Annotated in this window: 12 protein-coding genes; 8 read left to right on the forward strand and 4 right to left on the reverse strand. The window is 52.5% G+C overall.

From position 1 onward, the window contains the following. Nucleotides 1-25 precede the first annotated feature (25 nt). The 3 genes from AC5I6P_RS08815 to AC5I6P_RS08825 all read right to left on the reverse strand — a co-directional run bounded on the left by AC5I6P_RS08815 (nucleotide 26) and on the right by AC5I6P_RS08825 (nucleotide 3,599). Entirely contained in the window at nucleotides 26-757 is a 732-nt protein-coding gene (locus tag AC5I6P_RS08815) for a reverse transcriptase N-terminal domain-containing protein (RefSeq protein WP_495693378.1), read from the reverse strand. A 753-nt stretch (nucleotides 758-1,510) separates the two neighbouring features. Beyond that, a complete protein-coding gene (locus AC5I6P_RS08820; protein WP_495693379.1) occupies nucleotides 1,511-3,100 on the reverse strand; it encodes a hypothetical protein in 1,590 nt (529 codons plus the stop codon). A gap of 49 nt (nucleotides 3,101-3,149) precedes the next feature. Beyond that, on the reverse strand, nucleotides 3,150-3,599 hold the full coding sequence (locus AC5I6P_RS08825; protein WP_495693380.1) for a hypothetical protein: 450 nt from the start codon (nucleotides 3,597-3,599) through the stop codon (nucleotides 3,150-3,152). A gap of 378 nt (nucleotides 3,600-3,977) precedes the next feature. Between AC5I6P_RS08825 and AC5I6P_RS08830 the strand changes: the two genes are divergently transcribed. The 7 genes from AC5I6P_RS08830 to AC5I6P_RS08860 all read left to right on the forward strand — a co-directional run bounded on the left by AC5I6P_RS08830 (nucleotide 3,978) and on the right by AC5I6P_RS08860 (nucleotide 11,514). Next, on the forward strand, nucleotides 3,978-4,688 hold the full coding sequence (locus AC5I6P_RS08830; protein ID WP_495693381.1) for a GMC oxidoreductase: 711 nt from the start codon (nucleotides 3,978-3,980) through the stop codon (nucleotides 4,686-4,688). A 106-nt stretch (nucleotides 4,689-4,794) separates the two neighbouring features. Next, on the forward strand, nucleotides 4,795-5,511 hold the full coding sequence (locus tag AC5I6P_RS08835) for a VOC family protein (RefSeq protein WP_495693382.1): 717 nt from the start codon (nucleotides 4,795-4,797) through the stop codon (nucleotides 5,509-5,511). 350 nt (nucleotides 5,512-5,861) lie between these two features. Further along, entirely contained in the window at nucleotides 5,862-6,719 is an 858-nt protein-coding gene (locus AC5I6P_RS08840) for a response regulator transcription factor (RefSeq protein WP_495693383.1), read from the forward strand. A gap of 273 nt (nucleotides 6,720-6,992) precedes the next feature. After that, nucleotides 6,993-8,345: an epoxide hydrolase family protein gene (locus AC5I6P_RS08845; RefSeq protein WP_495693384.1), complete on the forward strand. Its 1,353-nt coding sequence runs from the start codon at nucleotides 6,993-6,995 to the stop codon at nucleotides 8,343-8,345. 90 nt (nucleotides 8,346-8,435) lie between these two features. Beyond that, nucleotides 8,436-9,422 carry a nitrilase-related carbon-nitrogen hydrolase gene (locus AC5I6P_RS08850; protein ID WP_495693385.1) on the forward strand — a complete coding sequence of 329 codons (987 nt, stop codon included), beginning with the start codon at nucleotides 8,436-8,438 and terminating at the stop codon, nucleotides 9,420-9,422. 42 nt (nucleotides 9,423-9,464) lie between these two features. After that, complete coding sequence (locus AC5I6P_RS08855; RefSeq protein WP_495693386.1) at nucleotides 9,465-10,556, forward strand: redoxin domain-containing protein; 1,092 nt, start codon at nucleotides 9,465-9,467, stop codon at nucleotides 10,554-10,556. 25 nt (nucleotides 10,557-10,581) lie between these two features. Continuing rightward, nucleotides 10,582-11,514 carry an SDR family NAD(P)-dependent oxidoreductase gene (locus tag AC5I6P_RS08860; RefSeq protein ID WP_495693387.1) on the forward strand — a complete coding sequence of 311 codons (933 nt, stop codon included), beginning with the start codon at nucleotides 10,582-10,584 and terminating at the stop codon, nucleotides 11,512-11,514. Nucleotides 11,515-11,599: 85 nt separating this feature from the next. On the opposite strand, the gene AC5I6P_RS08865 is transcribed toward AC5I6P_RS08860, so the two are convergent. Beyond that, entirely contained in the window at nucleotides 11,600-11,761 is a 162-nt protein-coding gene (locus AC5I6P_RS08865; protein WP_495693406.1) for a hypothetical protein, read from the reverse strand. On the opposite strand from AC5I6P_RS08865, the gene AC5I6P_RS08870 reads away from it, so the two are divergent. After that, nucleotides 11,756-12,520, forward strand: a complete 765-nt coding sequence (locus AC5I6P_RS08870) for an alpha/beta fold hydrolase (protein ID WP_495693405.1) — start codon at nucleotides 11,756-11,758, stop codon at nucleotides 12,518-12,520. The genes AC5I6P_RS08865 and AC5I6P_RS08870 overlap by 6 nt on opposite strands. Nucleotides 12,521-12,622: the final 102 nt, after the last annotated feature.

Consider the following 12,622-nt stretch of genomic DNA (forward strand, 5'->3'; position numbering starts at 1 on the left):
TTGGTTATTTACCTCCTTATGAGAATTACCACACTGCGCTTCGTAGCGCACGACAACCACCCTGAGGGGTTCCTTGGTTAGGAAACTCAGGAGTGATTCCGGCTTTGAGACATCTCCAAATTCCGGTTTTGAACGCTTGAGGAAGGATCAGTTTTTCCATCATCTTTCCATGCCGGATGCGGTCGAAGCATTTCTCGATATCGAGTTCTAAGATTCTCTTATTCAATCCATCTTTGTTAGAGGACAGGTTGAGGAATAGAACTCGTTGAGCGTCATGAGCACTCTTTCCCAGACGGAAGCCATAGCTTCTGGCATGGAAGGTCGCTTCGTGGGCTGGGTCTAGGGCATAATGCACCAGCTTTTGCCATGCTCTATCGGCAATGGTCGGCACCTTGAGTATCCGGGTTGTTCCATCTCGTTTCGGAATTGGAATTTCCCGTAGCTTTTGATGTTTCCATTGCAATGCTTCGCTCTTGAGAAGGCTCTCCAGTTCAAATCGTTCCTTAAAAGTCAGGCTTGATTTGCCATCAACACCCGCCGTCTTTTTCCCAGTATTGAGCTGGGTTACCTGACGGATGGCTAACCATCTTGCACTCTGAGAGTTTAGGATCAGCTTCTGCAGGTTGCGAGCTTTTCTGGTGTCTCCTGCTCTAACCGCTTTCCACAACCGACATTGGAGGCGGAACAGATTCTTGCGGAATTTCTTCCACGCTAGGCTCTTCCACGATTCACGATAGTTGCCTATGTGCCTAATCATGCTCACCGTTGACCGTTGTGTTCTGCTAACCTCAGGGCAATGACGCCCCGTCCTACCCGCAATTCAGGAATTCCGTGTCTCGTCTCACCTACTGGGGGTTCGACTGCTTCCCCAGACCTGGTTTGCGTTTTTATTCGTTCCCTCACTCGATTGGTTGTCCCGGTAGATGGAGCCACTTCGCCCGTTAGAAACCCGAAGTTCTGCTAATCTCCACTTCTCAAGTTAGCGGGTCATTGCTCTAACAAAGTCAGGGGTTTTAAGGTGTATTCCTGCTTTGGCGTAGGGCGCTTTTCTAGGCTCTGTTTCATCCTGGGGACTCCTGTAACGCCAGGGTGAGCGATACACACGCTCTCTGATTGCGTCCTATTCCCAGCTTCAGCCTCCAGGGTTCCGAGCCTGGTCACTGTGGGTAGGTCTTGAGTCATTCCGAACTTGAGAAGGGAGGGCTTTCACCTCCATCGAGTCAGAGTTCAAGGCAGACATGCCTTGGCTCGCTTATTAATTTAGCCAGCAACGAATCGCACGAAGTGCCGCCATTTGAACCGGGAATTAGTCGTCATTTAGAGCAAGGCTAGAGAAAATTGAGCTTTCACACCTTACTATTTTTGCGACACAACCTCGCCGGCCGCGTTACTACTGCCGACGCAACACTCGGTACCCGATGCCTGACCAAGGCTTTCGGTGCCGGTTTCTTCCCCCGGCTGGCAGAGCCGAGCTTTGCTCGGTGCACTAGCAATCGGACCAAAACTCACGTTAAGGCTGAAACACATCCTGACGTTGATTTCTATTTTCAAACCTGCCGTTTGTTGGAGCAGGCTGGAGCGATCGCTCTGTGACATAAAACTGTAAAACTCCACGATCGCCGTCAGGTTTAGCCCCTGCGATATTAAGTGGATTAACTTGAGCATCGTAAATACCAGTCACATCCCCGGACAAATTATGGTTGTTCACAACGAACGTGAGATTTAAATCTCGGGTTCCAGCACGGGGATTAATGTCAACGTGATCGTCGTCGCCTCGCCCGACCCCATCTTCATCCCAAAGTTGATACCGAATGGGCACTTGGGCAAGTGAATTGGGAACAAATTTGATCGTTGTCCATGCTGGTGTGACACTAGAGCGATCAAGTTGCATCGCTTCTGTAAAGGGTTGTCCAGCAACCGTAATTCTGGCGAAGAAGTCAGCTTTACCTAATGGGTCGATTTTTGTTTCAAACGTTCCCACATCATTTTTTTCTGCAACTTTGAGCGTTCTGACAATAACAGCACGGTGATTGGTCGCCAATTTGGGAACTACTGGTACCGCAGTCGTGGGCGGCGTATTGCCTGTTAATCCATTACTCAGCAGGCGATAGGTCTTCTTATCTTTAAATTCCGATACAAATCGACCATCCGGTTTTGCTACCCATGCGGCAGCAAACGCTAGAAATTCAGAGCGGCTACCACTGCCTCGACCTTTCCAGTGTCCATCATCGCTGCCATCTTTGACCCATTCAGAGATACGATACAACGCCTCCAAATCATCATTAAGCTTTGAGCGATCGCCCCCTGTGACGTTAAACGATCGTACCGTTGACCAAAAACTCGGATCTACTTCGCTCACCCAGGTTTGGATAGCATTCACCCACTCGCGGGAAGCAGTAAAGGCATAGACGTAAGCTTGGTCCCAGAGCGGTTTGCCATACTCGTCTTTATTCAAACCATCATCGTAGCCTCCGTGTTTTGGATGATCCGGTGGAGGAGTCCCCGGAAATGAAGAGGCAACGCCAGTAAAGACATTTTGTGAGGAGGAAGGAGGCGCATCAAACCAGCTTGCCGTTTGGTACAAAGATGAAGAATAGCCCCGCAGTTCAACCCAGTTGGAATGAGTATAAAAATCTTGAACGGCATGGAGAGAAATACCCATAACCGTTAGTAGCTTGAGCGCATCTCGATCGCGGGTTGCTTGTTGCACAGCGTTGCGAGTGTTGATGGTGAAATGCCCCCAATAATTGCTCACTTGCTGCGTATTCAACAGATTATCGAAGTGCAGTAGCCCAACTTCACTCTTAATGGATGACGTTGGGCTACTGCTGTAGTAGTCGGTTAACCAGTTTTCGAGTTGGGCGACTTCGATCGCCGTGTTTCCAAAGCCCTGGTCTTGCATCGCTTCGCGAGTTAGATCGAAATGGTGTCCGGTGTCGAACGCCTGTGCAGGCCTTGATACCGCTCCTACCGCCAATGCGATCAGCGCGACCTTTGTAAGAGTTCCAAAACCTGAAGTAGAGCGTTGACGTTGATCGACAGTCTGATTAGCTGATGGGGTAAACGATTGGCGCAGGGATTGCCACAGCAATTGCATCATGATAGGCCTCTGTAATCGGAATAAATTGTGGCGTTTGATTGAACTCGGGTTAAAAGTTGATGGGGGGTAAGGATTTAGCAACACCACCGCTACAAGCTAAGTAGCTAACATTGGTATTTTGAGGAACTTTGATTTGCATTCGAGCATAGGCAACAGACCAGGCCCCAATCTCTAGCGATTTCACGAGATTGCCATTCAGCGTCTGCTTTTGTCGGTCTTTACCAAAGATGCTACCCGCGCCGTAGCGAACCTTAATTTGAGCATTTGCTGGCGCACGGAAATATCCATGTCCTGTAGCATTCCAGTAAGATTCCAGGGTTTCCCAATCTCCGGCTTTGACGTATTTGGTACGGGCTTGACAAATATCAGCAGACTCTTGTGCTTGAGCGGGGAGCGATCGTCCGAGCAGGCTGATTCCACCCGCGATCGTGCAGACAGATACCAAGGTTAACAATCGAGATAGTTTCAGGAGCGAGGGTTGAGAAGTGAAGCGACTCATAGAAAAACTCCTTGTGCGGGAACGAACCAAGACAATTAGCTGTAGCGAAGCTTTGCATTCAAAGCAGTCTTAATAGTCTCTGAGCGATACACAGATTCAGATGTAATTCATTCATAACCTGTTCAGGCAAAAAGGACAGTACCCATTCAGGGACTAGTTCAACTCTAAAATCGAAGATTGTAGGTTTTGTTGTACAGTGACTTATTATTTGCCGTGAAGACACATTAGTGTCGCCAAAGGAGCAAGGCTAGGTCTGGCTTGCTTTTCCGCCTCAAGCCAGCTTGGCAATCCTGCTGACCTAAGGCTAGGCTGCTAAGCAAACTCTCTCTGCAACCCTGCAACAGCGAGGGGTTTACTCAGCGACACGAATTTGTCTCGATGTCGTTTAATTTGGCACTGTACAACCACGTTGCCTTTGATTGTGCTTGGGAATATCAAACCGAGATCGAACCCAGAAACAACTTGTCCGAGGCAATCTTCTTCTCGACGAGCCAGTCCGGGCTTGACAGTCCAGACTTATTTGTCTGTCAAGCCGAGGTGCCAAAAACCAGTGCTGAGAATGCCCTCCGGTTTGGGCTGCCTGATGCGGGCTGGACGTTATTTGGAGCGATCGTGCACCCCAAAAGCCGAGGTCGTCTGCGCCTGACGGGAGCCGATCCATCCGACCCGATTCTGATTGATGCCAACACGCTGTCTGACCCAGATGATCTCAAAACCGCGATCGCTTGTGTAGAACTTTGTCGCGAAGTCGGTAACTCCGCTCCGCTTCGTCCGTTCGTCAAGCGTGAAGTAATGCCAGGTAATTTGAAAGGGGCCGAACTTGAACGCTTTATTCGAGATGCGGCGACGAGTTTTTGGCACGAAACCTGCACCGCGAAGATGGGTCGAGATTCGATGTCGGTGGTGGATAGCAACTTGAAAGTGTATGGAATCGACAATCTCCGGATTGCGGATGGATCGATTCTGCCGCGAATCACGAACGGCAACACGATGGCTCCCTGCGTGATTATTGGGGAGCGAGCAGCGGAAATTCTACAGCTCGAACACCAGCTACAAACCACCGTAAAAACAGACTTAGTCGCGCAATAGAATCCCTGCACTTTTCATGGACAAATGCACATCTAAGTTGCGGGTTAACTCAAAGAACTTGAGTGGTGTGCAGGGGGCGATCGCAGAAGAATGAAACGTAATCAACTTGAACAACAAACTTACCAACCAAAAGGAGAACAAAATGAGCAGCAATCACGTAAACAGTCCAAACATGAAGCTCGAAGTCGTAGTGTTCAACGTTGCCGACGTTGACCGCACGAAAGCATTTTACGAGAATCTTGGCTGGCGGCTCGACATCGACATCGCGGAAGGCAACTACCGCAACGTGCATGTGACGCCGCCCAACTCGGACGCCTCAATCATCTTCGGTAAGGGGGTCACTCCAAACAATTCTGGCTCAGTGCAAAACCTGGTCCTCGCCGTGGACGATCTCGATGCCGCTCGCAAAGACTTGATCGATCGTGGTGTCAACGTGAGTGAAATCTTCCACTATGCTGGCGGTCCCTTCAACAACGCCGTGGAGAACCCACGCGTCAGCGGTCGCGACCCGCAAGGTCGTTCCTACTTCTCCTTTGCCTCATTTGAGGACCCGGACGGGAACCTCTGGCTACTCCAGGAAATCATAACGCGGCTTCCTGGTCGTCTGTGGGACTCTCCACAAACAGACGTTGCAACCCTTGCAACTCTTCTCCGAGAAACGGCAGAGCACCACGACCCCTACGAGAAAACTCACGCCAAGCATGACTGGTGGGACTGGTATGCACCCTATCTAAGTGCACGTCAGAATGGCAGCAGTTCAGAAGAGGCAGCGGCAGCCGCTGACCGTTACATAGAAAAGGCTTTTCCTGTTCTTTCCAGATAAGGCGATCAGAATGGCATCCGCCAGTTTGGGTTCTGAACGACGTTGATTAGCGAGAGTAGCCCGCTCACCTATTTCATGAGGCAGCCTGTGAGGAGTGGTTGGAGTGCATTCCTCACTGACCTGCCCTGAGTGAATTGCAATCTATATCGAAACTTAGAAGGACAATCCGCTCGTGCAGAGCATATGTTTTTCCCAATGTTCATTTCATCGGGGAAAACGACGGAACTCAAACCCATAGCATCTGGCATACAGATGGCTCCTCGCTCTCACAACTGAACAATGCGGGCAAATAATACATAACAAACCTTCATTCAGCATTTGTTTGTAAACGCAATCTACAGAGCTTTAAGATGCTACAAACCATTTCTCAAATCAATACTAGAAACCCTGTTCATAAGACTGTGATAAAAGCAGTAAAACCGCACGTTCTACTCGTTGAAAATGACCGTCAATTTGCTCAACTCATCGCGCAAGAACTGAACTGCGAAGATTATCAAGTTAGCTTGGCGGAGGATGGCATCAGTGGATTATTAGCAGCTCGTCAAACCAATCCACATTTGATTATTGTGGGTTGGAATCTCCCTGAAGTTTCCTGCATTGAATTTTGTTGTCGCCTGCGCTCAACTTACAATGATGTCCCCATCGTTGCATTAACCCATGAAGGGCAAGTTGCTGAACGAGTCATGAGTCTAGACGCTAGGGCTAATGATTGTCTGAGCAACCCCTTCGCGATCGAAGAACTGATCGCCAGAATTCGGGCCCACTTGAGACAAGGATCAAAAGCAACTCATCTTCTCCAGTTTGAGCAGCTTATTCTCGATCGAAAAGCACGACAGGTTTACTATCGCCATCAAGAAATTGAACTGACTGCGAAAGAGTTCGACTTGCTGGAATATTTAATGCAATATCCGAATCAGGTATTAACCCGTAATCAAATTCTAGAGAATGTCTGGGGTTATGAAAGTTTTGCTAGTTCTAATGTGATTGATGTCTATATTCGATACTTGCGAATCAAGCTAGAAGCACAAGGGGCAAAACATTTGATCCACACTGTGCGTAGTGTCGGTTACGTGATGAGAATTCAGCCACATCAGAGTCAAACCGCTTTTTCTGAGTTAGACCAATACCCACATCTGAACCAAGTAGCTGACTCAATTAAAGCACGTTTTCCCTGGACAGGTGGTGACGCAGACATTCACTATCCCTGATCACAACAGCGCCGGAGCGCACTAACGAAACCTCCATCCCCAGTTCACATCGTCGGAGTAGGAGTATGCAAGTCCGCTTTGAGCTTTGGTGCAGCAGGCAGGACAGTTCACTCATACAGAACATCAGTAACGAACTGCTGGCACCGATCGCCTTTTTCTCGCTGCATTGAACGATCGGGCGAGCAGCGAAACCCAAAACTCGCCCACCAGCAGAGCTGAGTCATGTGGGCAGACAATACATAACCTTAGTTCAGTCTAATTGGAGAAAAGTCAATGCTTGAAAAAATCAACCATCAACGCCGCCGCTTCTTAGGCATTGCGGCTATGACTATTGCAACGACACAACTCGGTCGATTCGGTTCTGCAAATGCACAATCGAGCAACGCAAACCCAAAGGAGACCGCCACAACTCAACCCGCAACCTCGCCCACCGACCCAACTGCAATCCGTCCCTTCCGCGTCAACATGTCGCAAGAGGCGATCGCTGGCCTCCGTCGCCGCATCACAGCGACGCAATGGCCCGAAAAAGAAACTGTCACCGACCAGTCGCAGGGCGTGCAGCTCGCAACGATGCAGGAACTCGCGCGCTATTGGGCAACAGATTACGACTGGCGCAAGGTCGAGGCAAAGCTGAACGCCCTACCGCAATTCATCACCAAGATCGATGGACTAGACATTCACTTTATTCACGTTCGTTCACAGCATGAAAATGCGTTGCCGCTTATCATCAACCACGGATGGCCCGGCTCAATCATCGAGCAGCTAAAGATTATTGAGCCATTGATTAATCCCACAGCACATGGCGGAAATGCATCAGACGCTTTCCATGTGGTGATTCCGTCGATGCCTGGCTACGGCTTCTCTGGCAAGCCAGCCACTACTGGCTGGGGTCCGGAGCGTATGGGTCGAGCCTGGGACGTGTTGATGAAGCGTTTGGGCTATAGCCGCTATGTTGCCCAGGGCGGTGACTGGGGTGCCTTTGTCGTTGACCAGATGGGCTTGCAAGCACCTGCGGGATTGCTCGCCATCCACACCAACATGCCTGCTACCGTTCCAGAGGACGTTGACAAGGCTCTGCTATCTGGCAGTCCAGCACCATCCAGTCTCTCATCTGACGAAGAGCGTGCCTACGAGCAGTTGGTCAGAACGTTCAAGCAAGTTGAATACGCGAAATTCATGGCGGCGCGCCCGCAAACCTTGTACGGCATTGCGGATTCACCTGTCGGTCTCGCTGCCTGGCTTCTTGATCACAATGATGCCGACGGTCAGCCAGCGGCGGCAGTCGTCTCGGCCCTGGATCGAACCACGAGCGCCACGGGCGAACTGACGCGTGACGAGATCCTCGATAACATCACGCTCTATTGGTTGACGAACACGGGGGTCTCTGCCTCTCGTCTCTATTGGGAGTATAAGGGTGGTTTTTTCAACACCAAGGGCGTTTCCATTCCGGTGGCTGTGACCGTCTTCCCCGGCGAACAATATGAAGCTCCCCGAAGCTGGACCGAGCAGGCTTATCCCAAGCTTATCTACTACAACCGAGCGGAAAAGGGCGGCCACTTCGCAGCGTGGGAGCAGCCAACGATTTTTACTCAGGAACTCAGGGCGGCGTTCCGATCACTGCGCTGAGACCTATCAGACTCATCTGATTGTTTGGCTGTTTGTAAGAAACCGGCTGTTACCGGAAATCGTTTTATCACCTGGTATTGACAGTAAATTATGAACGTTAAAGCCGCCGCCGTGCAGATTAGTCCCGTGCTGTATAGCCGGGAGGGTACCGTCGAGAAGGTTGTGAAGAAAATCCGTGAGTTGGGCAAACAAGGCGTCCAGTTCGCAACTTTCCCCGAGACCATCATTCCCTATTATCCCTACTTCTCCTATGTGCTAGCCCCGTTCGCATTGGCAAAGGAACATCTGCGGTTGCTTGAAGAGTCGGTTACGGTGCCGTCTGCTGAAACTCGGGCGATCGCCGAAGCCGCCAAAGAAGCAAACATGGTCGTTTCGATCGGCGTCAATGAGCGCGACGGTGGCTCGATCTACAATACGCAGCTTCTCTTCGACGCAGACGGGACACTAATCCAGCGCCGCCGCAAAACCACGCCGACTTATAACGAGCGGATACTCTGGGGTCAGGGTGACGGCTCGGGTCTGCGTGCCATCAACAGCACCGTTGGGCGCATTGGGCAACTGGCCTGCTGGGAGCATAACAATCCTTTGGCACGGTACGCCCTGATCGCCGATGGTGAGCAAATCCACTCGGCAATGTATCCCGGATCATTCGCGGGTCCGCTGTTCGCGGAGCAAGCAGAAATTAACGTCCGCCAGCACGCCCTTGAGTCTGCCTGCTTTGTCGTCTGTGCGACCGCGTGGCTCGATGCCGATCAGCAGGCTCAGATCATGAAGGATACGGGTTGCGCGATCGGACCGATTTCTGGCGGTTGCTTCACCGCCATTGTGGCTCCGGACGGTCAGATCATCGGTGAGCCGCTCAAAGTGGGCGAAGGCGAAGTAATTGCCGAACTTGACTTTGCCCAAATCGATGCTCGCAAGCGGCTGATGGATGCCCGCGGGCACTACAGCCGCCCCGAACTGCTCAGCCTGTTGATCGATCGGACACCCGCATTACACGTTCACGAACGCATTGCATACCCCGATGCTAATGGTGCACGCGAGATTGTCGAGGAGAGGATTGCCGAAGTTTTTTAATTCACTGTACCTCTCGCAACACCGTTATGGGGAGGTCAGCACATGTCCAAAAGGATCAATTCTAATCGCCGCTCTTTTCTAACAACCATGCTTAAAACGATTGCTGCCACTCAGCTTGGCATGATTGGATGCACCATCCAAAACACTACGTCAGCAACGGCTGAGTTACCGATTGAAGGCGAATCGCCGCCTCTGGTTGGCGCGATCGCCTGGCTTAATTCACATCCATTAACAGCGGATGAACTGCTCGGAAAAGTCGTGCTGATTAACTTCTGCACGTATACCTGCATCAATTGGCTGCGCCAACTTCCGTATCTGCGTGCGTGGGCCGAGACGTATCAGGATCAGGGACTTGTCGTAATCGGTGTACATACGCCGGAGTTTGAATTCGAGAAGAATATTGATAATGTCCGTCGCGCTTTGATGGATATGAGAATTGACTATGCGATCGCCGTGGACAACGATTATGCAGTGTGGCGCGCGTTCGAGAACCATTATTGGCCAGCCCTTTATTTCATCGACCGGCAGGGACGCATTCGGCATCACCACTTCGGCGAGGGCGATTACGAGCGATCGGAACGGGTGATTCAACAGCTCTTGTCTGAGGCTGGAACTGGCTCTGTCGGGCAGGAAATGGTCGAAGTTGCGGCTCGTGGTTTTGAAGTTGCCGCCGATTGGAGCAGCCTCAAATCGCCAGAAAACTACCTCGGGCACGACAGAACGGAGCATTTTGCGTCTCCCGGTGGGGCAGTGTTAAACAAGCCTCATTCCTATACCGCCCCGGCGCAACTGCAACGGAATCAATGGGCACTTGCGGGTGATTGGACGATCAGCAGACAAGCCGTTGTCCTGAACCAGTCCGGTGGACAGACTGCGTACCGTTTCCACGCCCGCGATCTGCATCTCGTCATGGGACCCGTCGAGCGAGGAACATCTGTGCGGTTTCGCGTGCTCCTGGATGGACAGCCACCACTCACAGCTCACGGACTGGATGTTGATGAGCGAGGCAAAGGCACGGTGACCGAACAGCGGTTGTACCAACTAATTCGACAGTCGCAGCCGATCCGCGATCGCCAGTTCGAGATCGAGTTTCTGGATTCTGGTGTAGAGGCGTTTGCGTTCACGTTCGGGTAATCACGCAATTAAGAGGTAGATGACTATGACGAAATCCACACATGACAGCTCCATCCTCGTCACCGGAGCATCTGGCGACCTCGGTGCTATTGGCCGTAACCTCACCGCAATGCTGCTCGACAAGGGGTACAAGGTGCGAGCATTGGTTCGGCGAGAGGATGAACGCGCTGAGAGCCTGCGCCAGCTCGGAGCTGAGGTTGTGCAGGGCGATCTGACCGATCTGGACTCAATGCACCGGGCGATCGCAGGGGTGGCGCGCATCTATTTCGGCATGTCGGTTTCGCCAGCGTATCTCGAAGCCACGGTCAACACTGCTGCGGTGGCGAAGTATCACGGCGTTGAGGCGTTCGTCAACATGTCGCAGATGACGGTAACGCAGATGAGCATTACCGAGACCACGGACAGCCCGCAGCACAAGTTGCATTGGCTGGCGGAACAAGCATTGGCATGGTCAGGACTCCCAGTGGTCACGGTGCGACCAACAGTCTTTCTCGAAAGCTTTTTCCTGCGTCTCGCTGCTGCTGGAGTCCGAGACAACGATGAACTGGCGCTGTCGCTGGGTCATGGCAAGACCTCGCCGATCTCCGCAGTTGATGTAGCGCACGCCATTGCCGCAATCCTCGATGACCCTGCCCCGCATATTGGTCAGGTTTACAATCTGACCGGTTTTGAGTCGGCGGATCTGGATCACTATGCGCACATCTTTTCCCAAGCACTCGGTCGCACGATTCGCTATCGGGATGTGCCGCTCTCTGCGTGGACTGAGACGCTGCGTCAATTTGGGGTGCCCACACACCTCCTCAACCACCTCGCGGTAATGGCCGAACTTCATCAGCAAGGACGGTATGACCGCCTGACGGATGACCTGTTCAAGCTGACTGGTAAGCCGACGACGAGTGTGTACGATTTCGTGAAACTGAACGCCACTGAATTTACGCGGAGTCAAGTCCCGGCTTGACATTGCGATCGCTCCACCAGTTGGCTCGTCCACGCATAAACCCAAAAAATCCAACACCACTCAAAGGAAGGACACGATGACTCAATCAGGTATGACGCAACCAAACAGCGGACAGGCATTTGATAGCAATGCGATGAGGGAACCCCTGACCGTCTCGTTGCACCCGTCCATCCAGCCGCAATTCCGCACCGTTGACGGGCTGTCTATCCGCTACGCCGAGAGTGAGGACCCAGGGCGGGGTGTGCATGCTCTCCTCCTTAGTCCGTGGCCGGAGAGCCTATACGCGTTCGAGCCGACTTGGTCGCGGCTTGCTGAGCACGCCCACCTCGTGGCGGTGGATCTCCCAGGCTTTGGACACTCCGAGCGCCGCGACACACTCCTGGCTCCGCACGCAATGGGCGAGTTCGTTCTGCGCCTTGCCAATGCGTTTGGGCTAGAGCAGCCGCACGTCATCGGTCATGACATCGCCACCAGTGCTGCGCTTTTCGCCGCTGCCCTCCAGCCGGGACGGTTCCGTAGCCTCGTGGTCGGGAGCGGGGGGGCGGCAGTGCCGCTGCAACTGGGCGTAGTGCTCAAGGAGTTGGTCGAGGCTCCTGACCTCGAACCATACCGCCGCACCGACGGGCGACAGATTGTCACCAGGGCAATGGGAAGGATCGAGCGCGCTCCTTCGGACATTGCCCGCGAGGACTACCTCTCTTCCTATGAGGGCAAGCGCTTCGCCGAATCGATGCGCTACGTGCGCAACTTTCCGACGGATCTGCCGGTTCTGCAAGAGCGGCTACCCGGTATTCGGACGCCAGTGCTGATCATCGCCGGTCGGCGAGACCCGCTCGTGCCCCTGGTCAACGCGGAGTATCTCCACGAACGGCTGCCCGCAAGCAAACTCGCCGTCCTCGATGCGGGGCACTACACGTGGGAGGAGGCGTCCGACGAGTATGCGGCGATCGTCACGGGCTGGTGGAACGGAAGCTACGCGGTCGTCGGACACCAGGCTGACAATTAAGTGGCGGTTTAACTCAACGAACTTGAGTGGTCTAAATCAGGCGATCGCAGAAGAATGAAGGATAACCAATTTGAACAGCAAACCTAACAACCGAAAGGAGCA

Source organism: Myxacorys sp. (assembly GCF_059501405.1).

Bases quoted from the DNA above. Each gene is read 5' to 3' on its own strand.
- AC5I6P_RS08845 (WP_495693384.1), top strand. From the start codon at position 6,993: ATGCTTGAAAAAATCAACCATCAACGCCGCCGCTTCTTAGGCATTGCG.
- AC5I6P_RS08860 (WP_495693387.1), top strand. From the start codon at position 10,582: ATGACGAAATCCACACATGACAGCTCCATCCTCGTCACCGGAGCATCT.
- AC5I6P_RS08855 (WP_495693386.1), top strand. From the start codon at position 9,465: ATGTCCAAAAGGATCAATTCTAATCGCCGCTCTTTTCTAACAACCATG.
- AC5I6P_RS08825 (WP_495693380.1), bottom strand. From the start codon at position 3,599: ATGAGTCGCTTCACTTCTCAACCCTCGCTCCTGAAACTATCTCGATTG.
- AC5I6P_RS08840 (WP_495693383.1), top strand. From the start codon at position 5,862: ATGCTACAAACCATTTCTCAAATCAATACTAGAAACCCTGTTCATAAG.
- AC5I6P_RS08815 (WP_495693378.1), bottom strand. From the start codon at position 757: ATGATTAGGCACATAGGCAACTATCGTGAATCGTGGAAGAGCCTAGCG.
- AC5I6P_RS08830 (WP_495693381.1), top strand. From the start codon at position 3,978: ATGTCGTTTAATTTGGCACTGTACAACCACGTTGCCTTTGATTGTGCT.
- AC5I6P_RS08820 (WP_495693379.1), bottom strand. From the start codon at position 3,100: ATGATGCAATTGCTGTGGCAATCCCTGCGCCAATCGTTTACCCCATCA.
- AC5I6P_RS08865 (WP_495693406.1), bottom strand. From the start codon at position 11,761: ATGCACACCCCGCCCTGGGTCCTCACTCTCGGCGTAGCGGATAGACAG.
- AC5I6P_RS08850 (WP_495693385.1), top strand. From the start codon at position 8,436: ATGAACGTTAAAGCCGCCGCCGTGCAGATTAGTCCCGTGCTGTATAGC.